Source organism: Actinoallomurus rhizosphaericola (assembly GCF_024055675.1).
Lineage (GTDB): Bacteria > Actinomycetota > Actinomycetes > Streptosporangiales > Streptosporangiaceae > Actinoallomurus > Actinoallomurus soli.
Genome location: NZ_JAMXMW010000007.1, coordinates 213,407 through 234,598 on the forward strand (window position 1 = coordinate 213,407; position 21,192 = coordinate 234,598).

Annotated in this window: 22 protein-coding genes; 5 read left to right on the plus strand and 17 right to left on the minus strand. The window is 73.0% G+C overall.

The features are described 5' to 3' along the window. Positions 1 to 62 precede the first annotated feature (62 nt). Entirely contained in the window at positions 63 to 896 is an 834-nt protein-coding gene (locus tag NE234_RS18275) for an alpha/beta fold hydrolase (RefSeq protein WP_252781529.1), read from the plus strand. Positions 897 to 954: 58 nt separating this feature from the next. Here NE234_RS18275 and NE234_RS18280 read toward each other — a convergent pair whose 3' ends face one another. The 4 genes from NE234_RS18280 to NE234_RS45950 all read right to left on the minus strand — a co-directional run bounded on the left by NE234_RS18280 (position 955) and on the right by NE234_RS45950 (position 2,889). Then, entirely contained in the window at positions 955 to 1,311 is a 357-nt protein-coding gene (locus tag NE234_RS18280) for a VOC family protein (protein WP_252781530.1), read from the minus strand. Positions 1,312 to 1,380: 69 nt separating this feature from the next. Beyond that, on the minus strand, positions 1,381 to 1,683 hold the full coding sequence (locus NE234_RS18285; protein ID WP_252781531.1) for a DUF1905 domain-containing protein: 303 nt from the start codon (positions 1,681 to 1,683) through the stop codon (positions 1,381 to 1,383). Between the two features lie 104 nt (positions 1,684 to 1,787). After that, positions 1,788 to 2,423: a hypothetical protein gene (locus tag NE234_RS18290; protein ID WP_252781532.1), complete on the minus strand. Its 636-nt coding sequence runs from the start codon at positions 2,421 to 2,423 to the stop codon at positions 1,788 to 1,790. Between the two features lie 349 nt (positions 2,424 to 2,772). Further along, positions 2,773 to 2,889, minus strand: a complete 117-nt coding sequence (locus tag NE234_RS45950) for a DUF397 domain-containing protein (RefSeq protein WP_406567024.1) — start codon at positions 2,887 to 2,889, stop codon at positions 2,773 to 2,775. A gap of 8 nt (positions 2,890 to 2,897) precedes the next feature. Between NE234_RS45950 and NE234_RS18295 the strand changes: the two genes are divergently transcribed. From NE234_RS18295 to NE234_RS18305, 3 genes are all read left to right on the plus strand, one after another. Then, entirely contained in the window at positions 2,898 to 3,443 is a 546-nt protein-coding gene (locus NE234_RS18295) for a hypothetical protein (RefSeq protein ID WP_252781534.1), read from the plus strand. Positions 3,444 to 3,652: 209 nt separating this feature from the next. Next, positions 3,653 to 4,180 (plus strand): hypothetical protein, encoded by a 528-nt coding sequence (locus NE234_RS18300; RefSeq protein WP_252781535.1) that lies wholly within the window; start codon positions 3,653 to 3,655, stop codon positions 4,178 to 4,180. Between the two features lie 69 nt (positions 4,181 to 4,249). Further along, positions 4,250 to 4,837 (plus strand): DUF6817 domain-containing protein, encoded by a 588-nt coding sequence (locus NE234_RS18305; protein WP_252781536.1) that lies wholly within the window; start codon positions 4,250 to 4,252, stop codon positions 4,835 to 4,837. A gap of 28 nt (positions 4,838 to 4,865) precedes the next feature. Here the strand turns inward: NE234_RS18305 and alc are convergent, their stop codons facing one another. The 10 genes from alc to uraD are packed head-to-tail and all read right to left on the minus strand — an operon-like array spanning position 4,866 to position 14,290. Then, on the minus strand, positions 4,866 to 5,894 hold the full coding sequence (gene alc / locus NE234_RS18310) for an allantoicase (RefSeq protein WP_252781537.1): 1,029 nt from the start codon (positions 5,892 to 5,894) through the stop codon (positions 4,866 to 4,868). 3 nt (positions 5,895 to 5,897) lie between these two features. Then, positions 5,898 to 7,202: an allantoinase AllB gene (allB, locus tag NE234_RS18315; protein WP_252781539.1), complete on the minus strand. Its 1,305-nt coding sequence runs from the start codon at positions 7,200 to 7,202 to the stop codon at positions 5,898 to 5,900. Continuing rightward, on the minus strand, positions 7,199 to 7,570 hold the full coding sequence (locus NE234_RS18320; protein WP_305886706.1) for an allophanate hydrolase-related protein: 372 nt from the start codon (positions 7,568 to 7,570) through the stop codon (positions 7,199 to 7,201). The genes allB and NE234_RS18320 overlap by 4 nt, the downstream gene beginning before the upstream one ends. Next, positions 7,570 to 9,870: a molybdopterin cofactor-binding domain-containing protein gene (locus NE234_RS18325; protein WP_252781542.1), complete on the minus strand. Its 2,301-nt coding sequence runs from the start codon at positions 9,868 to 9,870 to the stop codon at positions 7,570 to 7,572. Before NE234_RS18325 ends, NE234_RS18320 begins: the two co-directional genes overlap by 1 nt. After that, entirely contained in the window at positions 9,867 to 11,225 is a 1,359-nt protein-coding gene (locus NE234_RS18330) for an 8-oxoguanine deaminase (protein ID WP_252781543.1), read from the minus strand. The genes NE234_RS18325 and NE234_RS18330 overlap by 4 nt, the downstream gene beginning before the upstream one ends. After that, complete coding sequence (locus NE234_RS18335) at positions 11,225 to 11,695, minus strand: (2Fe-2S)-binding protein (protein WP_252781544.1); 471 nt, start codon at positions 11,693 to 11,695, stop codon at positions 11,225 to 11,227. Before NE234_RS18335 ends, NE234_RS18330 begins: the two co-directional genes overlap by 1 nt. After that, positions 11,686 to 12,555, minus strand: a complete 870-nt coding sequence (locus NE234_RS18340; RefSeq protein ID WP_252781545.1) for an FAD binding domain-containing protein — start codon at positions 12,553 to 12,555, stop codon at positions 11,686 to 11,688. Before NE234_RS18340 ends, NE234_RS18335 begins: the two co-directional genes overlap by 10 nt. Before the next feature lie 3 nt (positions 12,556 to 12,558). Then, entirely contained in the window at positions 12,559 to 13,485 is a 927-nt protein-coding gene (gene pucL, locus NE234_RS18345; protein WP_252781547.1) for a factor-independent urate hydroxylase, read from the minus strand. Between the two features lie 2 nt (positions 13,486 to 13,487). Next, entirely contained in the window at positions 13,488 to 13,799 is a 312-nt protein-coding gene (gene uraH, locus NE234_RS18350; RefSeq protein WP_252781548.1) for a hydroxyisourate hydrolase, read from the minus strand. 2 nt (positions 13,800 to 13,801) lie between these two features. Further along, on the minus strand, positions 13,802 to 14,290 hold the full coding sequence (gene uraD / locus NE234_RS18355) for a 2-oxo-4-hydroxy-4-carboxy-5-ureidoimidazoline decarboxylase (protein WP_252781549.1): 489 nt from the start codon (positions 14,288 to 14,290) through the stop codon (positions 13,802 to 13,804). 179 nt (positions 14,291 to 14,469) lie between these two features. On the opposite strand from uraD, the gene NE234_RS18360 reads away from it, so the two are divergent. Continuing rightward, entirely contained in the window at positions 14,470 to 16,095 is a 1,626-nt protein-coding gene (locus NE234_RS18360) for a PucR family transcriptional regulator (RefSeq protein ID WP_252781550.1), read from the plus strand. Positions 16,096 to 16,101: 6 nt separating this feature from the next. Here NE234_RS18360 and hypF read toward each other — a convergent pair whose 3' ends face one another. The 3 genes from hypF to NE234_RS18375 all read right to left on the minus strand — a co-directional run bounded on the left by hypF (position 16,102) and on the right by NE234_RS18375 (position 21,162). Further along, positions 16,102 to 18,363 (minus strand): carbamoyltransferase HypF, encoded by a 2,262-nt coding sequence (gene hypF, locus NE234_RS18365; RefSeq protein ID WP_252781552.1) that lies wholly within the window; start codon positions 18,361 to 18,363, stop codon positions 16,102 to 16,104. Between the two features lie 191 nt (positions 18,364 to 18,554). Then, entirely contained in the window at positions 18,555 to 19,280 is a 726-nt protein-coding gene (locus NE234_RS18370) for a response regulator (protein WP_252781553.1), read from the minus strand. 166 nt (positions 19,281 to 19,446) lie between these two features. Then, a complete protein-coding gene (locus NE234_RS18375) occupies positions 19,447 to 21,162 on the minus strand; it encodes a hypothetical protein (RefSeq protein WP_252781554.1) in 1,716 nt (571 codons plus the stop codon). Between the last annotated feature and the right edge of the window lie 30 nt (positions 21,163 to 21,192).

Sequence of the window (21,192 nt, forward strand, 5' to 3'; positions counted from 1 at the left end):
CTGACGAGCATGGACGGCAGCCGACGACACGTCGGACCGCGACCTCCGCGCGAAGGAAGAGAATGTCCACCTACCTGTCCGACCAGGCCGAGACCAGATTCGTCGACGGCCCGGAGGGCGAACGGTTCGCCTACCAGCGCTTCGGCCGGCCCGGCACCGTACCGCTGGTCCTGCTGATGCGGTTGCGCGGCACGATGGACCACTGGGACCCGGCGCTGCTCGACCGCCTCGCGGCCGAACGCGAGATCATCGTCTTCGACAACCGCGGCACCAGCGCCTCGACCGGCGTCGCCCCCGACACCATCGAAGGACTCGCCGACGGCGCGATCGCCTTCCTGCGGTCGCTCGGCCTCGACCAGGTCGACGTGCTGGGCTGGTCGATGGGCGGCATCGTCGCCCAGGGCGTCGCGCTGGCCGCACCGGACCTGGTACGACGCCTGATCGTCGCCGGCAGCTCGGCCGGCGGGGTCCCCGACCTCCCCCCGCCTCCCGCCAAGGTCAATGAGGTGCTCGCCCACCCGGAGAACGGCGACGAGGACTTCCTCTACCTCTTCTTCCCCGAGACCGAGCAGGCCCGGGCCGCGGGACTCGCCTCGCTGCGCCGGATCGACCGCCGGCTGACCGAGTCCAAGGCCCAGGTGCAGCCGGAGACGTACCGCGCGCAGCTCACCGCCATCGGCGGCTTCGCGGGTTTCTGGGAGCGCCAGGAGGAGCTGACCCTGCCCGTGCTCGTCGCGAACGGCGCGCACGACGTGATGATCCACTCGTACGCCACGTTCGCCATGTCTCAGCGCCTGCCGAACGCCAAGGTCGTGCTGTACAGCGACGCCGGGCACGGCTTCCTCTTCCAGCACATCGACGACTTCGCGGCCGAGGTCGACCGCTTCCTGGCCTGACGACCGCGCGGGCCCCGTGCGATGGCGGGCGCACGGCGACGCAAGGGCGATGCGGCCGTCAGCCGTAGTACTGGACCAGGCAGAACTCGTGGTCCTCCGGGTCCGCCATGACGACGACCACGCCCTCGTCGTAGTCGTGCCGCTCACCGGTGAACCGGCCACCGAGATCGACGACGGTCGCCATCGCCTCGTCGACGTCGTCGACGGAGACGTCGAGGTGAATCCGCACCTTGCCGGTCTTGGCCTCGGACACCGGCTGGAACACCAGCCTCGGCTGTGGGTCGTTCCGATCGCCCAGGTAGACCCAGCCCTCCTGCGACGATCCGGGCTCGCGGCCGAGCAGGGCACTCCAGAACCGGGCCACCCGCTCAGGGTCGAGGCAGTCGACCGTCACACCGGACCAGACGTTCGCCATGCGCCCATCGTGACAGAGCAGCCACCGAAGATCACTTCGTCTGCGGCTGATCAGGCGCCGGTTCGGTGCTCAGAAGTCGATGAGCTCGACGGTCACGCTCGCGGTGTCACCCACGTCGAGGGACTCGGCTCTGCGGACAGCGCGCTTGATGGGCAGCACAAAGCTCCCCCGCGCGCTGTCCGGGAAGATCGAGGTCTTCCAGGTGCTGCCACCGACCGTGACCCGCACCCGCAGCGAACCGAAGCCGCGACGGACTCCGCCGGCCAGGTCACGGATCTCCTCGGAAGCCTCGACAGGCAGGCTCACGAAGGTCCACGAGTCGGCGCGCCGCGCCTCCCATATCCACAATTCCGCATCGAAGACGACCACCACGGACTCATCATGCCGCCGAGGTCCGACAGTCCATGGACCCGCCTGTGACGCCGGCGTGGTAACACCGAGGACGACGGCGAAGCATATGGCCACCGTGTACGCCGTCAGGGAATGGCGAACCTGAGCAGTTGGAATCTTCCCCGGTGGCCGGGGAGGAGCGAGAACTCGGTCCACCTACATGTGTAGTCGCCGAGTAGTTCGATGGCGGGCTCGCGCCCTTTCATGGTTCCGGCGCCGGTATGGGGGCCCCAAGCTCGCCGACCAGTGAGCACTTGGTGCTCGTAGAGACGGAACGCGTCAGCGTTGGTGGCACGGCCGTGCCCCGGCCGAGACCAGTAGCTGGGATCGTTACTCAGGACCAATACGGCACCGCTCCATCCTGGACGCCCGTCCACCAGCCGCTCGACGCGCTGAATGTCCTTGACCACGTCGTAGGCGCGGATGTCCTGTGCCCCTTGGTTGAGGAGCGCGAACTGCTCGTGCTCTACCTCCCCGGTCCATGCGGCTGTTAGGTACTTAAGTTCAAGCCCTAGGTGCTCGCTGCGATCCGACCTTGAGATGAGCAGGTCTAGCCGGTTGCCGGGGGCGAATCTCGTCTCGAGACGGATGTGGAGGGATGGATCGGATAGATGAGCGGCCCAAGCTAGAGCATGCTGGAAGTCAGCTTCGGAGTGAAACACCGACCGTGACCGACGCAGGGCTTCCAGCCACGTGTCCAGGTGCTCTGCCCAACCGCCCATGCTCCTGAACATATGTCTGCATCAAGGTTCAGCGAAACGCACTCGTCTCGCCACAGTCCATGCGCTTTCTGAGCGGAGCCTGGACACGTATCCGGGCCATCTGGTGGGCTGATCAGCGACCTTGACAGACGGCTATCGGTAGGTGAGCCAGTGTGAGGACACAGCTGATCGAAGAACACCCCTATGACGCACGATTCCACTCGGGTGGCGACCGCGCCCTGGAAGGAAAGTGCTCTTGGCATGGTGTCACGTGCGACGACGAGGTCGTGGCCAGCGTCCTGACCCGTCATGGAGGCGGGGACGCCTGGCATGCCGTGTGCCGACGAGCTCTGAACGTTCTGCGCGCAGGCTAAGTCCTGTGGGGGGCGATCGCGGTCGCTTCGACGCACTCGCCGCCGCTTCCTCCACTGCGGCTGCTCTTGCGCCACTGCGCCGCCGACGTCGAGGAGCGGAGAGAACGGGCAATCTGCCCAGATGGCCCCCGAGGTCGCCGGTGTTGTGACGCCGGATCTCAGGTGGCTCAGCGGACGCCGTCGGGGCATTCTGGTCACCGTGGGGACTGCCTTCGATCCGGTGACCGACGCGAGCAGGTTGGACTTCCAACTGATGATGTGGTCGCCGGTGCACTGGGTGCACAGCCGGTCGCGTCTGGACGACACCACCGACTGGCTTCGGCTTCACGACTACCATCTCGTCTCTGTCGACGCGTCCTGGTTGATCACATCGCACATGTTCCGAGACCTCGCGTCGGCATTCGGGTACGCGTGTCACGATCAATGGCAATGCTTGAGCGAGAGCATGGACGAGGCTGTCGGTGAAGCGCTGAGGCATTCCGCGGGGTTCGCGCTCGTTCTCAGGGACTTCGGCCCTTTCGCCGCCCGCCATCGCGATGACGCTGAGACTCTCCTCGCGGTGGTGGCTCACCGGGCCTGGCGATCCGCGCTGTTGGGCCGGCGGGTGCTGTGCCTGGCGCATACCGAGGACCCGAATCTCAAGATAAGCCCGATCAGGATGTGGTGAGCGCCGCCGACCGTAGGGAGACGTATCGAATGCTCGGTGGAAGCGGCGATCCAATGATCGCCATGCCCGCATTCGCCCCATCCCGCCGTCGCTTCACCGAGGGTTCGGCTCGCGGCCGTTGTCGGTGGTCGCCTCTTCACCGTGAGGTGCCGGCGTCCGCCACGGATCGTCGCGCGGATTGTCACGGGTGCTCGCTATGGTGCCGGTTCATGGGTGATACCTACACGGTCTACTGGCCGCAGGACCGGTGGAGACAGGCCCTGGAGGTGCAGCGACCGCTCGAGGTGCTGTTCGGCGGGCCGCACACCTCGGAGCCGAGTTTCCTTCGTGCCACCGTGCGCGCCGGCGACATGCTCTACATGATCGGCGTGCACCGTCACGTGCTGTACGTATTCGGCCGCATGCGCGTACGAGAGATCGTGGAGCCCGAAGCGTCGCTGCAGGAGTACTTCGATCGCTTCAGCGCCTGGCGATTCCTCGCGCCGACGTGTACGGACGAGGTGGTGCTCGGCGATGAGGGCACCCTCGTCCACGGCGACCGTGCCGTACCGGGCGAGGTGCTCAAGCGGATGACTTACCTGCCGCGCAGGGGCCCACGGCCGGTCAAGCATGTCAGCGAGGAAGGGCTCTTGACGAGCGCGATCAGCGTGCAGGGCATCTACCGCCTCGCTCCGGACTCCGCCGCTGACCTCGAAGGTGTCTTGATGGGTTCGTTCGAACCGGCGCCAGGCCGGTAAGGCCCGGCGCCGGAATGGAAGCGCGCTCTTCCCCGGACACACCGGTTCACGCAGAGAAGGGAGCCCCCCATGACCATCGATCCTCCCGAACCGGAGAGGCCGAGCCGGGAGCTCGGCGTTGAGGAGGCCGGGATCGCGACCGTGGTCGAGGCGCTGGCCTTCTGCGGCGCGAACGAGATCCCGCATCCGGGCGGCACCTTGCTGGCCCATCTGGAGCGGGTCCACGCGCTGCTCACGGAGTGGGGCGCGAGACCGGCGCTGCGACTCGCCGGGCTGTGTCATGCCTACTACGGCACCGATGGCTTCCCCACCGCGCTGGGCGATCCGGCCGAACCGGACCGGCTCGCCGCGATCGTCGGCGAGGAGGCCGAGCGGCTCGTCCGCTTCTACGCCGGCTGTGACCGCGGCTTCTCCTACCCCCGGCTCGCCGATCCGGAAGGACCGTTCAAGGATCGTTTCACCGGTGCCGTGACCTCCCCACCGCTGCCGCTGCGACGGGACTTCGCGGAACTGACCGCGGCCAACGAACTCGACATCATGCGGGTCAACCCTGAGCTTCGCGCCCGGTACGGGCCGGGACTCCTGAGCCTGTTCACCTCCTGGAAGGGGCTTCTCAGCGACTCCGCCCGGCGGGCCGTCCAGACGACTCTGCGGTGAGCGCGGACAAAGGCACGGTGGACCGGTGTCAGACGGCGAAGGCGGTCCAGCGGTCGTGGAGGGTGCGTTCGCCGTGGTCGGTCAGGTCGCCCCAGACGCGGAGGCGGGCGAGGCCGCCGTCCGGGTGGAGGTCGAGCCGGACGTGGGTCAGCTCGGGAGCGGAGCGCAGCCGGAAGCGGTGGCGGCCGTCCGGCTGGACCCTGGTCGGGGGCAGCACCGTGGTCCATTCCCCTGACGTCCGGGTGTTCCGGCCGGAGAGCGCCACCCAGCCGGGGGCGTTGGACTTCAGGTGCGTCGTGTCGATCTCGACCAGCCGCGGCACGCCCGGCGCGGCCAGTTCGACCACCACCCAGTCGTTGCCGGCGTCGCGGCGCCGCGCGGTCTCCCAGCACTCGGCCTGGTCGCGGGGCAGGCCGGGCATCAGGATGTTCTCCGGGTGGGAGTAGAAGAGGTTCGAGCAGCCGGTGACCCGTGCGCCGTTCTCCAGTGCGGCCAAGTCGACCGTGAGGCCGGTGAGCAGCCGCGGGTCCGGGATCACCTCGCCGTGCACCCGGAGCCGCGCGACGCCCCCGTCCGGGAAGATGTTCAGCCGGACGTGGGTGAACCGCCGCGCCGTCTCCACCGGGAACAGGTGCCGCGTGTCCCCGCGCAGCGGGCCGCGCGGCACGATCTCCGCCCAGTCGCGGCCGGTCAGCTCCGCGGCGGACGGGTAGCCTTCCGCCGCGCAGGCCTCGACGGACGCGTACGGCGGGAAGTTGCCCCGGAACCAGGCGGTGTCGACGATGACGCCCCGGATCATCCCCGGCAGGCCGAGCCGGATGAGCGCCCAGTCGTGGCCGCGGTCGTCGGTCTCCAGGCCAAGGGCGGACGGCCGCCGCCGGGCCGTCTCCCAGCCGTCGTACACCTGGCCCTTGCGCCCGAAGGTCGCCGCCTCGTGCTCGGGTTCCCACGGGTTGATCAGGTTCTCCCGCTCCGCGAACGACTCATCGCTCGCGGCCATGACGGAACCGCCGAGGCTGCGTACCGCCAGGTCCGGGAGCGCGGTGACGTCGGCCACCGGTCACCTCCCCAGCAGGCGCCCGCGCGGCGTGCCGTCGACGGCCTCGCCGCGCAGCCACGTCGTCCGTACGACGCCGGTCAGCTCCCGGCCCGCGTACGGCGTGCGGCGGTGGCGGGTCCGCAGCGCCGCCGGGTCGACGGTGAACACCTCGTCCGGGGCGAAGGCGACCAGGTCGGCGTCGTTGCCGACCGCGATGGCGCCTTTGCCCGGCAGACCCGCCAGCGCGGTCGGCGCGGCCGACATCCAGCACACCACGTCCGTCAGGTCGTGACCGCGCCTCCGGGCCTCGGTCCAGACGGCGGGCAGGCCGAGTTGCAGGGACGAGATCCCGCCCCATGCCTCGTCGAACCCGCCGCGCTTCAGCTCGGGCGGGCACGGCGAGTGGTCCGACACGACGCAGTCGATGACGCCGGCGGCAAGCGCGCGCCAGAGCCCGTCCCGGTTGGCGGCGTCGCGGATCGGCGGGCAGCACTTGAAGTGCGTGGCGCCGGGCCGTACGTCCGCCGCCGTGAGGGTCAGGTAGTGCGGGCAGGTCTCGGCGGTCACGCGTACGCCGGCCGCCCGCGCCCGGGCCAGCGGCTCGGCGCAGCCGGCGGCCGACAGATGAAGCACGTGCGCCCGTACGCCCGTCGTCTCGGCCAGCCGGATGACCTGCTCGACCGCCTTGGACTCCGCGCTCGGCGGCCGCGAGGCCAGGAAGTCGTCGTACGCGCCGCCGAGCGGGGCGGACAGCGACCCGGGATCCTCGGCGTGCACGATGACCAGCCCGTCGAACGACGCGACCTCGGCGAACGCCTCCTCCATCTCGGCGTACGACAGCGGCGGGAACTCGGGGACGCCGGAGTCGGCGGTGAAGCACTTGAAGCCGAACACGCCGCCGTCGTGCAGGGCGCGCAGCTCGTGGGTGTTCCCCGGGACCGCGCCGCCCCAGAAGCCGACGTCCGTGAAGCACCGCCCGGCCGCCGCGTCCCGCTTGACGGCCAGCGCGCCGGCGGTGGTCACGGGCGGGAGCGAGTTGAGCGGCATGTCCACGATCGTGGTGACCCCGCCCGCCGCGGCGGCGCGGGTCGCGGTCGCGAAGCCCTCCCACTCCGTACGGCCCGGCTCGTTCACGTGGACATGGGTGTCGACGAGACCGGGGAGCAGCGCGACGTCTCCGAGATCGGCCCGGGAACGGGCGGGCGGCGCCTCGTCGTGGCCGGTGACGGCGGCGATCCGCCCGTCCCGTACGGCCACGGCCGCGGGCCGCTCCCCGTCCGGGAGGACGGTACGGCGGGAGCGCACCACCAGGTCGTACTCCCTCATGGGATCTCTCGCCGGTAGGCGGCCCAGCCGCCGTGGCCGGTGATGTCGGTCAGCTGCGGGAAGGACGCCGGCGGGCGGCGGAGCAGCATGGCGAGGGACGCCGTGGCGTCGGCGAGTTCGATCACGCCCAGCTCCAGTTCGGGCGGCTCGGCGGGCAGCAGCCGGTCGCGCAGCACGTCCAGGGGCACGTCGTAGACCTCGCCGGTGATGGGTGCGCCGCCGTGCGCGACCGGGAGGAGGCCGGGGAACCGGTCGGCGACCGAGTACAGGCGGTACCGGGGCGCGGTCGTGGTCGCGGCGACCAGCGGCGCCCCGTCGAGGAGGTGGTGCAGCGGCCCGCCGCGCATCCCCCCGCCGTTCAGGAACATCAGCGGCACAGGTCCTCCGGGCGGATCGGGACCCGGTTCAGCGGGCGGCCGGTGGCGGCGCGGACGGCCGCGACGATGGCGGGGGTCGAGGAGAGGGTGGGCGGTTCGCCGGCGCCGCGCAGGCCGTACGGGGCGCGCGGGTCGGGGCGTTCGAGGATCTCCAGCCGCTGGGGCGGCGTGTCGAGGATCGTGGGGATGAGGTAGTCGGTGAAGGACGGGTTCCGTACGAGGCCGTCCTGGACGACGATCTCCTCCATCAGCGCCAGTCCGAGGCCCTGCGCGGAGCCGCCGTGGATCTGGCCCTCCAGCGACAGCCGGTTCATGATCCTGCCGACGTCCTGGACGGCGGCCAGCTCGACGACCTTGACCAGGCCGAGCTCGACGTCGACGTCCACCACGGCGCGGTGGACGCAGAGCGCGAGCTGGACGTGGGTGTCGCCCTGTCCGGTGACCGGGTCCATCGGCACGGTGGGCCGGTGGTGGTACTCGCGGGTGTGCTCGACGGTCCGGTCGCCGAGGATGTCCGCGATCGTGGCGACCGCGCCCGCCGACGCCGCGACGACCTTCCCGCCGGCCAGCGACAGGTCGTCCCCGGCACCGAGCCGGGCGCGGGCCAGGGCGAGGACCTCGTCGCGGACCGCCGCGCAGGCCGCGCGGACCGCGCCGCCGGTCATGTAGGACTGGCGTGAGGCGGAGGACGACCCCGCGTCGCCGATCCGGTCGTCGGCCGGGGCGACGGTGACCCGGTCGACGCCCAGCTCGGTGCGGGCGATCTGCGCCTGCAGCGTGACCAGGCCCTGGCCGACCTCCGCGGCGGCGGTGTGCACGACGACCGTGGGCTCGCCGCCGGCGACCTCCAGCCGTACGCGGGCGGTGGAGTAGTCGTCGAAGCCCTCGGAGAAGCAGATGTTCTTGAGGCCCACGCCGTAGCCGACGCCCCGGACGACGCCCTCGCCGTGGGTGGCCTGGGAGACGCCGCCGGGCAGGTTCCGCAGGTCGGTGCGGTCCGGCGGGGGCGGCAGCGGCATCGCCTCCAGACGGGTCAGCATCTCGGCGAGCGGGGCGGGCGAGTCGATGACCTGGCCGGTGGCCAGCTTCGACCCCTGGCCCGCGGCGTTGATCCGGCGGATCTCCACCGGGCCCAGGCCGCAGGCGGCGCCCAGCCGGTCCATCATCGACTCGTAGGCGAAGCACGCCTGCACCGCCCCGAACCCGCGCATCGCGCCGCACGGCGGGTTGTTGGTGTAGACGCCGTACGCGTCGATCTCCAGGTTCGGGATCTCGTACGGGCCGAGGCCGAGGGAGGCTGCGTTCGCCACGACGTTGGGCGTGGAGGAGGTGTAGGCGCCGCCGTCGAGGACGATCTCGGCGGTGGCGTAGACGATCCGGCCGTCGCGGGTCGCGCCGTACTCGTAGCGCATCTGCGCGGGATGCCGGTGCACGTGGCCGAAGAACGACTCGTACCGGTTGTACACGATCTTGACCGGCCGGCCGGTGCGCAGCGCCAGCATGCCCGCGTGGATCTGCATCGACAGGTCCTCGCGGCCGCCGAACGCCCCGCCGACCCCGGCCAGCGTCATCCGGACCTTCTCCTCGGGCAGGCCGAGGCACGGGGCGATCTGCCGCAGATCGTTGTGCAGCCACTGCGTGGCCACGAACAGGTCGACGCCCCCGTCCTCGGCCGGAACGGCCAGGCCGGACTCCGGGCCGAGGAACGCCTGGTCCTGGATGCCGACGGAGAAGTCCCCGGAGACGACGACCTCCGCCCGCGCGCGGGCGGCGGCGACGTCCCCGACGCGGACGGGCTGGTGGCGGACGATGCCGCCGCGCTCCTGCACTTTGAGCCGGTCGGGGTCGGCGACGACGGCGCGCGCGTCGGTGATCGGCTCCAGGACCTCCCAGTCGATTCCGATCCGCTCCATCGCGCGCCGCGCCGTCTCCGGGTGGTCCGCGGCGACGAGCGCGACCGGCTCGCCCTGGTGGCGGACCTCGCCGATGGCGAGGACGGGCTGGTCGGCGTGGTCGAGCCCGTACAGCCTGCGGCCCGGCACGTCCTCGTGCGTGAGCACCGCCTCCACGCCGGGCACCGCGAGGGCGGGACCGAGGTCGATGGCGCGGATCCGGGCGCGCGCGTACGGGCTGCGCAGCGTCGCGCCGAACAGTGTCCCGTCGATCCACAGGTCGGAGGCGTAGGCGAACTCGCCGGTGACCTTGAGCGTGCCGTCCGGCCGGAGGGCGCTGTCGCCCACTCCCCCGCGTCCCGGGGCGGCGACGTCCCCGGGCGCGCGCGTCGTCGTCACAGGACCTCCTTCGCCAGCTCCATCAGGCGGCGGTGCGCGTCGGCGCCGGCCCGACCGAGCTCGTCCTGCGGCGCGGACACGAGCACGTCGTCCGTCACGACCGTCCGGCCGCCCACGAGGAGCCTCGCCAGCGGCGGCGCCTGGCCGTGGACGAGCGCGACGACCGGGTCCTCGACCGCCGCGTGGAAGCCGTCGAGGCGCCAGACGGCGACGTCGGCGAGCTTCCCGGCCTCCAGGGAGCCGATCTCGTCCTGACGGCCGAGCAGCCGGGCGCCGCCGAGGGTGCCGAGCTCCAGGGCCTGCCGGGCGCTCAGCGCGCTCGGGCCGTACCGGGCCCGCTGCAGGTACATCGCCTGCCGGAGCTCGCCGACCAGGGGCACCATCTCGGCCGACGCCGGGCCGTCGACGCCCAGGCCGACCGGGACGCCGGCGCGGAGCAGGTCCCGGACGCGGGCGATGCCGGAGCCGAGGCGCGCGTTCGAGCTGGGGCAGTGCGCCGTGCCGGTGCCCGAGTCGGCCATCGTCGCGATGTCGGAGTCGTTCAGGTGGACCGTGTGCGCGAACCACACGTCGCCGCCCAGCCAGCCGGCCTGCTCCATGTACGCGACCGGGGTGCGGCCGAACCGCTCCTGGCAGTACTCCTCCTCATCGAGGGTCTCGGCGAGGTGGGTGTGCAGCCGTACGCCCGTGGCACGTGCCAGACGGGCGGACTCGACCAGCAGGTCCTCGCTGACGGAGAACGGCGAGCACGGCGCCACCGCGATCCGCAGCATGGAGGAGAACGAGGGGTCGTGGTAGGCGTCGATCGCGGCGGCGGTGGCGTCGAGGATGTCGTCGAGCGTCTCCACCGCCTCGTCCGGCGGCAGCCCGCCGTCCGACTCCCCCCGGTCCATCGAGCCCCGGCAGGGGTGGAACCGCAGGCCCACGCGGCGCGCGGCGTCGATCTCGGCGGCGAGCAGGTCGCCGCGGCCCTTGGGGAAGAGGTAGTGGTGGTCGGCGACGGTCGTGGCGCCCGACCGGGCCAGCCAGGCGAGCCCGGCGGCGGCCGCGCCGCTCACGACCTCGGCGTCCATCCGTGCCCAGGGCCGGTACAGGGCGGCCAGCCAGTCGAACAGCGTGTCGCCGGCGGCCATGCCCTGCGAGGCCCATTGGTACAGGTGGTGATGGGTGTTGACCAGTCCGGGGGTGACCAGGCAGCCCCGGGCGTCGATCCGCTCCACCCGTTCGGCGCCGGCCGGGGCGGGCGCCGGTCCGGGACCGACCGCGGCGATCCGGTCGCCGTCGATCACCAGGTGGCCGTCCGGGATCTCCGCGCCGGTCACCGGTGCGAGGTAGGCGTGGTCGATGACGATCATCAGGTCGCGGCCTTCAGCTCGGCCGCACGTCGTACGGCGTCCAGGATCTTCTCGTACCCGGTGCAGCGGCACAGGTTCCCCGCGAGCGCCTCGCGGATCTCCGCGTCCGAGGGCTCGGGCACCCGTGTGATCAGGTCGTCGGCCTGCACGAGCAGGCCCGGCGTGCAGAAGCCGCACTGCACGGCGCCGCACTCGGCGAACGCCCGCTGGACGGGCGCGAGGCCGTCCGCGCCGGCCAGGCCCTCGACCGTCCGCACCCGGCGGCCCTGCGCCTGCCCGGCGGCGACGAGGCACGCGCAGACCGGCAGGCCGTCGAGGTAGACCGTGCAGGAGCCGCACTCGCCCTGTTCGCAGGCGTTCTTCGCGCCGAGCAGGCCGAGGCGCTCGCGGAGCACGAAGAGCAGGCTCTCGCCCTCCCACACGTCGTCGGCGACCTGCTCGCGGCCGTTGACGGTGAACGTCACGCGCATGCGCGGGCCCCCTTCCGGTGGTCGTTCCAGGCCCAGGTCAGGGTGCGGCGCGCCAGCACGCCGAGCGCGTGCCGCCGGTACTCGGCGGTGCCGCGCACGTCGTCGATCGGGCTCGCCGCCGCCCGGACCAGCTCGGCGAAGCGCCCGGCCACCGCGTCGTCCAGGTCGGCGTCCCAGTCCGCCTCCGCGGCCAGGAACTCCTCGGCCGCGTACGCGCGGCGCGGCGTCGGAGCCGCGGAGCCCAGCCCGGTGCCGACCCGCCGCTCGGCCGGGAACAGCGCGAGCGCGAACGAGCACACCGCGATCACCATCGCGTTGCGCGGCCCGATCTTGGAGAAGTACTGCGGGCCCGCGACCGGGGTCTGCCGGAACGCGCGGATCAGCTCATCGGGCGCGAGCGTGTTGCGCTTCACGCCCGCGTAGAACTCGGCGGCCGGGATCAGCCGGACGCCGCGCGCCGCCGACTCGACCTCGTACACCGCGCCGGCCGCCAGCAGCGGCGGATGGGCGTCGCCGGCCGGGGAGGCCGCGCCGAGGTTGCCGCCGACCGTCCCGCGGTTGCGGATCTGCGGCGAGCCGACCGTACGGGCCGCCTGGGCCAGGCCGGGCAGCCGGTCGCCCAGCCCGGTGATCACGCGGGCGTACGGCACGCCGGCCCCGACGCGGAGGGTCCCGTCGGGCAGTGTCTCCCAGCGGGCCAGCTCACGGACCGCGCCGAGGTCCAGGAGAGCGGCGGGGCGGCGCAGGTCGAAGTTCAGCTCGACCATGACGTCGGTGCCGCCGTGGATCGGCAGCGCGTCCGGGCGCTCGGCCCTGGCGGCCAGCGCCTCCTCCCAGCTCTCCGGGCGCAGGAAGTCCATCCGCTACTCCCAGGCGAATCCGGCGTCGGGGGCGTCGTCGGCGAGGACGGCGCCCTCGATCAGGCCGTACGGGCGATCGGCGGCGAAGAACACCTCGTTCGCGTTGTCCAGGCCGAAGGGCTCCAGGTCGACCGTGAAGTGGTGCCTGTTCGGCAGGGACAGGCGGATCTCGCAGAGTTCCCCGCACTCCTCCAGTACCCGGCATCCCATCGCGTACAGCGTCTGCTGCAGCGAAAGGCTGTGCGTGCCGGCGAACGCCGCCAGCAGCGCCCCCCGCGCCCGCGCGTACGACGCGCCGAACCCGTCGTGCTCGGCCCGGTGCCGCCAGGAGGCGCGGACCTCGGTGGCGAGGACGCGGTCACGGGTCGGCCGGAGGGTCGTGTACTCGTCCTCGGCGAAGCCGTGGAACTCCGAGCCGGTGGAGTTGAGGACGGTCAGCCCCGTCAGGCCGGACACGACCGTGGCCCGCTCCGACGGTCCGTCGTAGTGCACGACGCAGGTGCGGGTCTCGCGCCCGGAGCGGACGAAGGAATGGCCGGTCCCGCTCGCGCGGGTCCCGTCGGCGCCGGTCCTTCCCGCGCCGGCCCCGTCCGCGCCGTCCCCGGCCGGGATCCGGTCCCACAGGTACTCCTCGACCGCGACCCGCGCGCGGTGGACGCTCGGTAGCGAGTCGACGAAGTGCCGCGCCAGGAGCAGCGCGAACTCCTCGATCTCGGCGATGCCGTGCTTGCGGGCGAAGGCGAAGACCGTGTTCTTCTGGCTGTCGGTGGGCAGGACGGCCGCGTTGTCACCGGTCAGGTGGACCGCGGCCATGTCCCCGGACAGGGCGACGCCGACGTCGCAGTCCTTGATGTGGTGGACGTCGGCGTCCCTGGTGATCCGTACGACGCGGATCTCGGCCTTGCCGTACCGGTTCGGGCCCAGCAACATCCCTAACTCCCTCGGTAGGTGGAGTAGGCGAACGGGCTGAGCAGCAGGGGAATGTGGTGGTGCCCGTCGGGCTCGGTGATCCGGAACGCCACCGTGACCTCGGGATAGAACGCGGAGAACCCCTCGGTCTCGAAGACGAGCCGGTGGACGCCCGCCCCCGGGTCCGGCCAGTCACGGATCCGCCCGTCCTCGTCGGTGCGCCCCGCGGCCACCGGCGTCCAGGACCTGTCGGGCGCGCGGCTCTCCAGCCGCACCGGCACGCCCGCCGCCGGCCGCCCGGCCGCCGCGTCCAGCACATGGGTGGACAGGGACATCCTCAGCGCCCTCCTTCCGCGGCCAGGGCGGCGAGGCGGAGATCGACGATCTCGGTCAGCTCGGCCCGGGCGACCCGGCGCTCGGTTTCGACGTCGTTCCTCAGCCGGGCGCGCAGCTCGGCGAGCACTTCGGTGGCGCCGCGCCCGGTGGCACGGATCAGGAAGACATGGCCGAAGCTCTTCTCGTACGCGAGGTTGCCTTCGAGCAGCGCCCGCCGGACGTCCTCGGTCATAGTGTCCAACCCGGACTGCTCGCCGCGGGACCACCGCGCCACGTCGCCGCCCCCGTTCGCGCGATCGCCGATCCGGGGATGGGCGGCGAGCGCTTCCAGGACGTCATCCCAGTCCAGCTCGGCCAGCGCGCGGGCGGAGGCCGCCCGCAGCGCCGCGAGGTCGTCGTACCGCCCCGCCGCGACCGTACGGGCCCAGCGCCGGGAGGCGCAGCAGGCCAGCAGGTCCGCCTCCCGCGGAGCGCACCACCCGGCCTCCATCGCCGCTCCCCTCGCCGTCGCCCGTGCGGCCAGTACACACAGGGGGATCGGGGTAGGTCGAGACGCAGGATCTCCGAAGCCGGGCCGGCCGTTTCCGTGGTCTTCTGTAGGTTCCTCCAGCCTCGGCCGCCGGCGTCCCGGCCGGGTGCCCGGAGATCGCCGATGAAGGGAGCCGGGTCATGCGTCTGCGAACACTGCTCGCCATCCCGGATCTGCGGCTGGAACTGATCACCGGGCACGGCGAACTGGACCGGACCATCCGCTGGGTGGTCACGACCGACCTGAAGGACCCCGGCCGCTATCTGCGCGGTGGCGAGCTGGTGCTGTCCGGGCTCGTGTGGCGCAGGCGGCCCGCCGACACCGAGGTCTTCGTCCGGGCGCTGACCCGGGCCCGGGTCTCCGCGCTGGCCGCCTGGGACGCCGTGGCCGCCACGATCCCCGCCGACCTGGTCGACGCCTGCGACCGGCACGGCCTGCCGCTGTTCCGCGTGCCGGAGGACGTCGCCTTCGCGAGCGTGACCGAGCAGGTCATGCGGCGTCTGTCCACCGCACGCGCCGCCGACCTGACCGCCGTGCTCGGCCGCCACCGCCGCCTGATGGCGGGCGTCGCCGAGGGCGCCGGACTCGGCCCGCTCCTCGACCTGGTCGGCCGCGACCTGGGGATGCGGTGCTGGGTGCTGGCACCGCCCGGCCGGTTGATCGCCGGTCCCGCTGAGCTGCCCGGCGCCCTCTCCCCCGCCGACCTGGTCCGCGGCCTCCTCACCGCGCCTCGCCTGCCGGCCGTGCTGCACGGGCCGGGCCTTTCGCTGTTCGCCGTCCCCCCGGACGCCGCCTCCGCGGCCTCGCCGGGAACCGCCTCGCCCGGCGGAGCCTCCCCGGGGACCGCTTCTTCGGATGCCGCCGCCTTCCCGGAGACCGCCTCGCCGGGCGCCGCCTCACGGGTCGCCGACTGGCTGATCGTCTGCGAGGGCGACTGGACCGAATGGCCCGCCGAGCGCCGCGCCCTGGCCGCCGAGCTGACCACGATCGTGGCCATCGAGCGGGCCCGCTCCGACGAGCGCTCGACCGCCGCGAGCCACCTGGCCCGTGAGCTGGTCCGTCTCGTCCTGGCCGACGCCCCCACCGCCGAGATCAGCCCCCGGCTGCAGCTCACCGGGCTGGACACCGCCGACGCCCTCATCCCGGTCGCCGCCGGCACCGCGGACACGCTGCGACCCGGCGACCTGCACCGCCTGTTCCGCGAGATCCTTCCCGCCGGATCGGCCGTGGGCCTGCTCGGCGACGAGATCGTCGCCCTCGTGCCGGTCGCCGGGCCCGGCCACGACCTCGCCGCGGAGATCCGGCGGGCGCTCTCGGTCCTGGCCCCCGGTCTCTCCGGCGGGGGCGTCTCGGTGGGCGTCGGAGAGCCGGTCGCCGCGGAGGGGCTGCGCGGCGCCGTCGCCGAGGCCCGCCACGCCCGCAGGCTGGCCGACGACGGCACCGGCCCGGTCCGCGTCGTCGGTCCCGACGCGCTGGCCACGCACGCGCTGCTGCTGGCGAACCTCCCCGACGACGCGCGCGTCACCTTCCGTGAGCGCCTGCTCGGACCGCTCCGCGCGTACGACGAGGCCCACCACGCCGGCCTGATCCGCACGCTGGAGACGTTCCTGCAGGTGTCGGGCTCCTGGACCCGGTGCGCCGACCGGCTGCACCTGCACGTCAACTCGGTCCGCTACCGCATCCGGCGCGTCGAGGAGCTCACCGGACGCGACCTCACCCGCCTGGAGGACCGCGTCGACTTCTTCCTCGCCCTCCGCCTGCGCTGACGCGGCCTACCCCGCCGGCTTCGCGACCGTACGGGCGAGGGCGACGGCGGCCTGACCGAGGCTGATGCCGCCGTCGTTCGGCGGCACGCGATGGTGGACCAGCACGGTGAGGCCCTCGGCCTCCAGGCCGGCGACCGCGCGCTCCAACACCAGGAGGTTCTGGAAGACCCCGCCGGACAGCGCGGCGGTGGTCAGGCCGGTCGCCTCGCGCAGCCGTACGGCTCCGGCGACGACCAGGTCGCCGACCGCGTTGTGGAACCGCGCGGCGATCACCGGCGTGGGCGTGCCGGCGAGCAGGTCCTCCACGACGGCCTGGAGGAGCTCGGCTCCGGGCACGACGAACGACGGTCCGCCGTCCTCCGCGTCCTCCAGCCGCACCGGGTAGGCCGAACGCTCACGTGGGTCGGCGCGCTGTTCCAGTTCGACCGCGGCCTGGCCCTCGTAGGTGATCCGGTCGCGGACGCCGAGCACGGCGGCGACCGCGTCGAAGAGCCGGCCCATGCTGGAGGTCGGCGGCGCGCCCAGGCCCGCCCGGCCGACCGCGACGACCCGGTCCCAGGCGGCGGCGTTGCGCCGGGCGACGTCCAGGTGGTCCGGCACGCCGTACGCGGCCGCCATCCGCCACGGCTCCCGGATCGCCGTGGCGCCGCCCGGCAGCGGCACCGGCCGCAGGTGTCCCACCCGCCGGAAGCCCGTCAGGTCGGCGAGGAGGAACTCCCCGCCCCACAGTGTGCCGTCCGTCCCGAGACCGGTGCCGTCGAAGGCGACCCCGATCACCGGTCCCGTGTGCTCGTTGTCGGCCAGGCAGGCGGCGACGTGCGCGTGGTGGTGCTGGACGCCGACCAGGGGCAGCTCCCGCTCCTCGGCCCGTTCCAGGGCGTACTTGGTGGAGAGGTACTCCGGGTGCGGGTCGTGCGCGAGGACGGCGGGCGCGATGCCGAAGAGGCGCTCGAAGTGCTCGACGCCCTCGCGGAACGCGCGGAACGTCTCGTAGTTCTCCAGGTCGCCGATGTGGTGCGAGACGAAGGCGCGCCCGCCCTCGGCGAGGCAGAAGGTGTTCTTCAGCTCCGCCCCGCAGGCCAGCACCGCCGGACCGCCCGCGGGCACCCGCAGCGGCCGCGGCACGTACCCGCGGGACCGGCGCACCGGCAGCCTCCGGCCGCGGAAGACCCGGACGACCGAGTCGTCGGTGCGCACGTGGATCGGCCGGTCATGGGTGAGGAAGGCGTCGGCGATGTCCCGCAGGCGGGCGGAAGCGTCCCCGTCCCGGTGGGCGATCGGCTCGTCGGAGAGGTTCCCGCTGGTCAGCACCAGCGGTTCGGACACGAGGAGGTGGTGCAGCGGCGTGTACGGCAACATGACCCCGATCGACCGGTCGCCGGGGGCGACGGCTTCGGCGAGCGGCGCGCCGGCCTTCCTCCGGAGCAGCACGATCGGCCGGGCGGCGCTCGTCAGCAACGCCTCCTCGGCGGGCTCGAGATCGGCGAGGAGGCGCACCGACGGCAGGTCGGGCGCCATCACCGCGAACGGCTTGTCCTCCCGGTGCTTGCGGGCGCGCAGGGCCGCGACCGCGGCCTCGTCGGCGGCCGTCGCGGCGAGGTGGTAGCCGCCCAGGCCCTTCACCGCGAGGGTCCCGCCGCGCCGGAGCAGCCGCCGGGCCTCCCCGATCGGGTCGCCGGGCCGCTCGCGGCCGTCGCGGTCCCGCAGGACGAGCCGCGGTCCGCAGGCGGGGCAGCACACCGGCTGGGCGTGGAACCGGCGATCGGCGGGGTCGTGGTACTCGGCGGCGCAGTCGGCGCACATGGCGAAGGGGGCCATCGTGGTGTTCGGCCGGTCGTACGGCACGTCGGTCACGATCGTGAACCGCGGGCCACAGGCGGTGCAGTTGACGAACGCGTAGCCGTGCCGCCGGTCCGCGGGGTCCCGCAGCTCGCGCAGGCAGTCGGAACAGGTCGCGGAGTCGGACGACACCAGCGCGGTGCGCCGTCCGCCCGTGCCGCTTCCCACGATGGCGAAACCGCCACCGCCCTCGGCCGGGAGCGGACGGGTCGTGATCCGCTCGATGACGGCCAGCGGCGGCGGGGCGCGCAGCTCGCGCAGGAACCGCTGGACGGCGGCGTCATCGCCCTCGACCTCGATGAACACGCCGCTCGCGTCGTTGCGGACGAGCCCGGCCAGGCCGAGGGTCATCGCCAGGCCGTGCACGAACGGCCGGAACCCGACCCCCTGCACGATCCCCTCGACCCTGATACCGGTCCGAATCCGCACTCCGCGGTTCTCCCCCGGATAGGGCCTGCCGACCCCTCGCGAGTTCTCCCGCGCACCGTTCCGTCGGCGCGGCGGCCGTCGCCGACAAGCATTATCTCCCGGTAATGCACCGACCGTTTCACACATTTGAAACGATCCGTATATTGGCCGACGATCACGGGCGCCGCCCGCGACGGCGGAACGGGCGCGCCTCAGTCCTGACCCGGCGTCGGCTCCTTCACCTTCGTCGCCCAGGCGATGAAACGGGAGATCTGCGGCAGCGACGGCTCGTCCTGCCGCCGGTCCGGCAGGCGGCCGTCGCCGGTGATCGGCGTCAGCCGGGCGACGCGGTTGAACTCGGCCCGCAGCCGCAGCCAGCGGCGGCTGCGCGGCTCGGCGCGCTCGGCGAGCCGTTCCTCCAGCGCGTTCTCCAGCGCGAACTCGACCGCCTGGTTGACGCGGGAGTGGTCGCTGACGCCGTGCCGGAACTGCGCCTCGGGATCGAACGGGCCCGGCATCTTCCGGCGGGCGGCCTCGGGCCGGAGGACGGCCTCCCGCAGCCTGTCGGGGTCGGCCATGTCGGCCCGGTGGTAGAAGAAGTCCGCACGCGCCTCGCGCATGCGGCGGCGCACGGCGTCGTCGAAGAAGTGGCCGGTCACCGCGATGACGGTGAGCCGGCTCGGGCCGTGCCGCCGGATGTGCTCGACGACCGCGACGCCGGGGAACTGGTCGTGTTCCCGGCGGTGGTCGGCCGCGTCGACCAGCACGACGTCGGCGTCGTGCCACAGGTCGGTGACGGTCATCGCCTGGTCGTGGTCGAGGTCGGCGACCAGCCGGACCTGGTCGGACGCGGAGAGCACCGCCGCCATGCCGAGACGGTTCACCACGTCGTCGTCGACGATTATCACGCCCTTGCGCGCCGCGCCTGCCTGCGCCATTCCCGCCCCTCACCCGCCGGGAGAACCCCCGCCATCAATGATGGGGTAAATCGCGGGAAATGACTACTTGATAGCTAATCTGTAATCAGATCCGCACGCCGGTCCGGCCCGCTCTTCCCAGGTGGTCCGGCCCGCTCTTCCCGTGGTGGTTCGAGCCGCCGGACGATCAGTCGGTGCCAAGAGCCGCCAGCAGCGCGCCCACCTCGTCCAGGCGGCGTTCGATCTCCGCGGCGATGTCGGCGGGGAGCGACTCACGGACCCCGCCGTACCGGTCCCGCAGCTGCTGGACGGCCTCGGTGGTCAACCGCACGACGAGGCGCCGTCCCCGGCTGAAGCCCTCCTTCACCGCGCCGTTGTGCACGCGTTCCATCTCCGCGCGCAGGTCGGAGGAGTCCGCGGCCATGAGCCGCCGCAGCCCCATCACCATGAAGATCGGGTTGGCCAGCCAGGGCACGGCCATCAGGACCGCGATGAGGGTGAAGTCCCTCGGCATCGCCAGCATGCCGGCGGCGACCGCCGCGACGGCGCCGACCGGCACCAGCCCGCGCTGCCATCGCGGCAGGTCGGCCACGTGCGCGACGAACAGCGGGCCGAACCACTGCAGGAAGAACAGGAACGGCAGCCGCCCGCTGTCCGGGCGCATGAACGCCGACGTCAGCACCGCGTCCGCCGCGCCGATGGCCAGGCCGGCGACCACGAGCCGCCGCGCCATCCTCATCGGGTCCTGGCCCGGCCGGGCCAGGCACAGCCAGCAGCCCACCGTGAGGACCAGCGCGAGCGGCACCGTCGTCCACAGCGGCGCCGCCTCCCACTGCGGCAGCGACTGGACGAGCGTGAGGATGGCACCCGCGCCGAGGGCGAAGGGCGCGATCTGCAGCGGTCGCGGCCGTGGCGCGCGGTCGGCCGGGATCACCAGCCGTGCCGCGCCCACCATGACGGTCTGCTCCGCGCCCACCGGCCCCTGGCGTGGCACGTCCACCCGCACCGTGCCGCGGGGCGCGAGCCCCTCGAGCATCTCCTGCAGGCGCTGCGCCTGGCCCGGCGACAGCAGCAGCGTGCCGGCGCGCGACGCCACCTCCAGCTCGACGTCGGCCGACAGGTCGGGGCTGCGGCTGTTGTACAGCCGCTGCCACCGGGTGAGCGCGACCCCCAGATACGTGGCCTGCCGCGAGCACGCCTCCGCCAGCTCGGCCTTCCAGCCGGAGAACGGGGACGGCCGGGGCGCCGCCTCGTACGCGGCGATCAGCGGGTTCGTGCGGATCAGCAGGTCGACCACCGAGTCCGCGCCCATCGCGACGCTGTTCTGGCCCGAGAGCTCCGCCTGGCCGACCGCCGCCTCGATGGCGTCACGGGCCGATCGCGCCTCGCCCCGCCAGCGTGCTCGCAGGACGAGCGCCATCAGGACGCCCGCGGCCGCCCAGACGGCCGGCCACAGGTAGACGAGCGGCGCCGGCGGATACCCGGCGAGGCGGAGAGTGATCATCGTCGCCGTGCCGACGACCGCGGGCGCCAGCGCGAACCACCGGCCGTACCAGAGCCCCACCTCGAAGGCGAGCGGCGTGGCGACGACCGCGGCGACGTCGGCCGCGCCGTGCAGCGCGATCGACCACAGCGCCACGTCGACGGTGTCGAGGAGCAGCCGGAACGCCAGCCGCCGCGGGCGGGACCGGCCGGAGTAGGAGCCCAGTCGCAGGTCGAGCGCGGCGCAGCAGACCGCGGCCAGGACCAGCGGCTTCGGATACCCGTTGTGGATCACCGTCAGCGTCTCGATCAGCCGCGTCACCAGCCGGACGCTGCGGAACACCTGACGGGGGAAGTGCGAGGAGGACCGGGGCACCAGCCGGTCCAGATCGAGGTCGCGCGGCAGGTCCCAGTCAGCCACCGGCATACCCGCCGACGCGCCGCGGCCGTA

What these genes read in the sequence shown, in the direction of transcription:
- NE234_RS18275 (WP_252781529.1), top strand. Translation starts at nt 63, where the DNA reads ATGTCCACCTACCTGTCCGACCAGGCCGAGACCAGATTCGTCGACGGC.
- NE234_RS18280 (WP_252781530.1), bottom strand. Translation starts at nt 1,311, where the DNA reads ATGGCGAACGTCTGGTCCGGTGTGACGGTCGACTGCCTCGACCCTGAG.
- NE234_RS18290 (WP_252781532.1), bottom strand. Translation starts at nt 2,423, where the DNA reads ATGGGCGGTTGGGCAGAGCACCTGGACACGTGGCTGGAAGCCCTGCGT.
- NE234_RS18295 (WP_252781534.1), top strand. Translation starts at nt 2,898, where the DNA reads ATGGCCCCCGAGGTCGCCGGTGTTGTGACGCCGGATCTCAGGTGGCTC.
- NE234_RS18300 (WP_252781535.1), top strand. Translation starts at nt 3,653, where the DNA reads ATGGGTGATACCTACACGGTCTACTGGCCGCAGGACCGGTGGAGACAG.
- NE234_RS18305 (WP_252781536.1), top strand. Translation starts at nt 4,250, where the DNA reads ATGACCATCGATCCTCCCGAACCGGAGAGGCCGAGCCGGGAGCTCGGC.
- allB (WP_252781539.1), bottom strand. Translation starts at nt 7,202, where the DNA reads ATGAGGGAGTACGACCTGGTGGTGCGCTCCCGCCGTACCGTCCTCCCG.
- NE234_RS18320 (WP_305886706.1), bottom strand. Translation starts at nt 7,570, where the DNA reads ATGTTCCTGAACGGCGGGGGGATGCGCGGCGGGCCGCTGCACCACCTC.
- NE234_RS18330 (WP_252781543.1), bottom strand. Translation starts at nt 11,225, where the DNA reads ATGATCGTCATCGACCACGCCTACCTCGCACCGGTGACCGGCGCGGAG.
- NE234_RS18335 (WP_252781544.1), bottom strand. Translation starts at nt 11,695, where the DNA reads ATGCGCGTGACGTTCACCGTCAACGGCCGCGAGCAGGTCGCCGACGAC.
- NE234_RS18340 (WP_252781545.1), bottom strand. Translation starts at nt 12,555, where the DNA reads ATGGACTTCCTGCGCCCGGAGAGCTGGGAGGAGGCGCTGGCCGCCAGG.
- pucL (WP_252781547.1), bottom strand. Translation starts at nt 13,485, where the DNA reads ATGTTGCTGGGCCCGAACCGGTACGGCAAGGCCGAGATCCGCGTCGTA.
- uraH (WP_252781548.1), bottom strand. Translation starts at nt 13,799, where the DNA reads ATGTCCCTGTCCACCCATGTGCTGGACGCGGCGGCCGGGCGGCCGGCG.
- uraD (WP_252781549.1), bottom strand. Translation starts at nt 14,290, where the DNA reads ATGGAGGCCGGGTGGTGCGCTCCGCGGGAGGCGGACCTGCTGGCCTGC.
- NE234_RS18360 (WP_252781550.1), top strand. Translation starts at nt 14,470, where the DNA reads ATGCGTCTGCGAACACTGCTCGCCATCCCGGATCTGCGGCTGGAACTG.
- NE234_RS18370 (WP_252781553.1), bottom strand. Translation starts at nt 19,280, where the DNA reads ATGGCGCAGGCAGGCGCGGCGCGCAAGGGCGTGATAATCGTCGACGAC.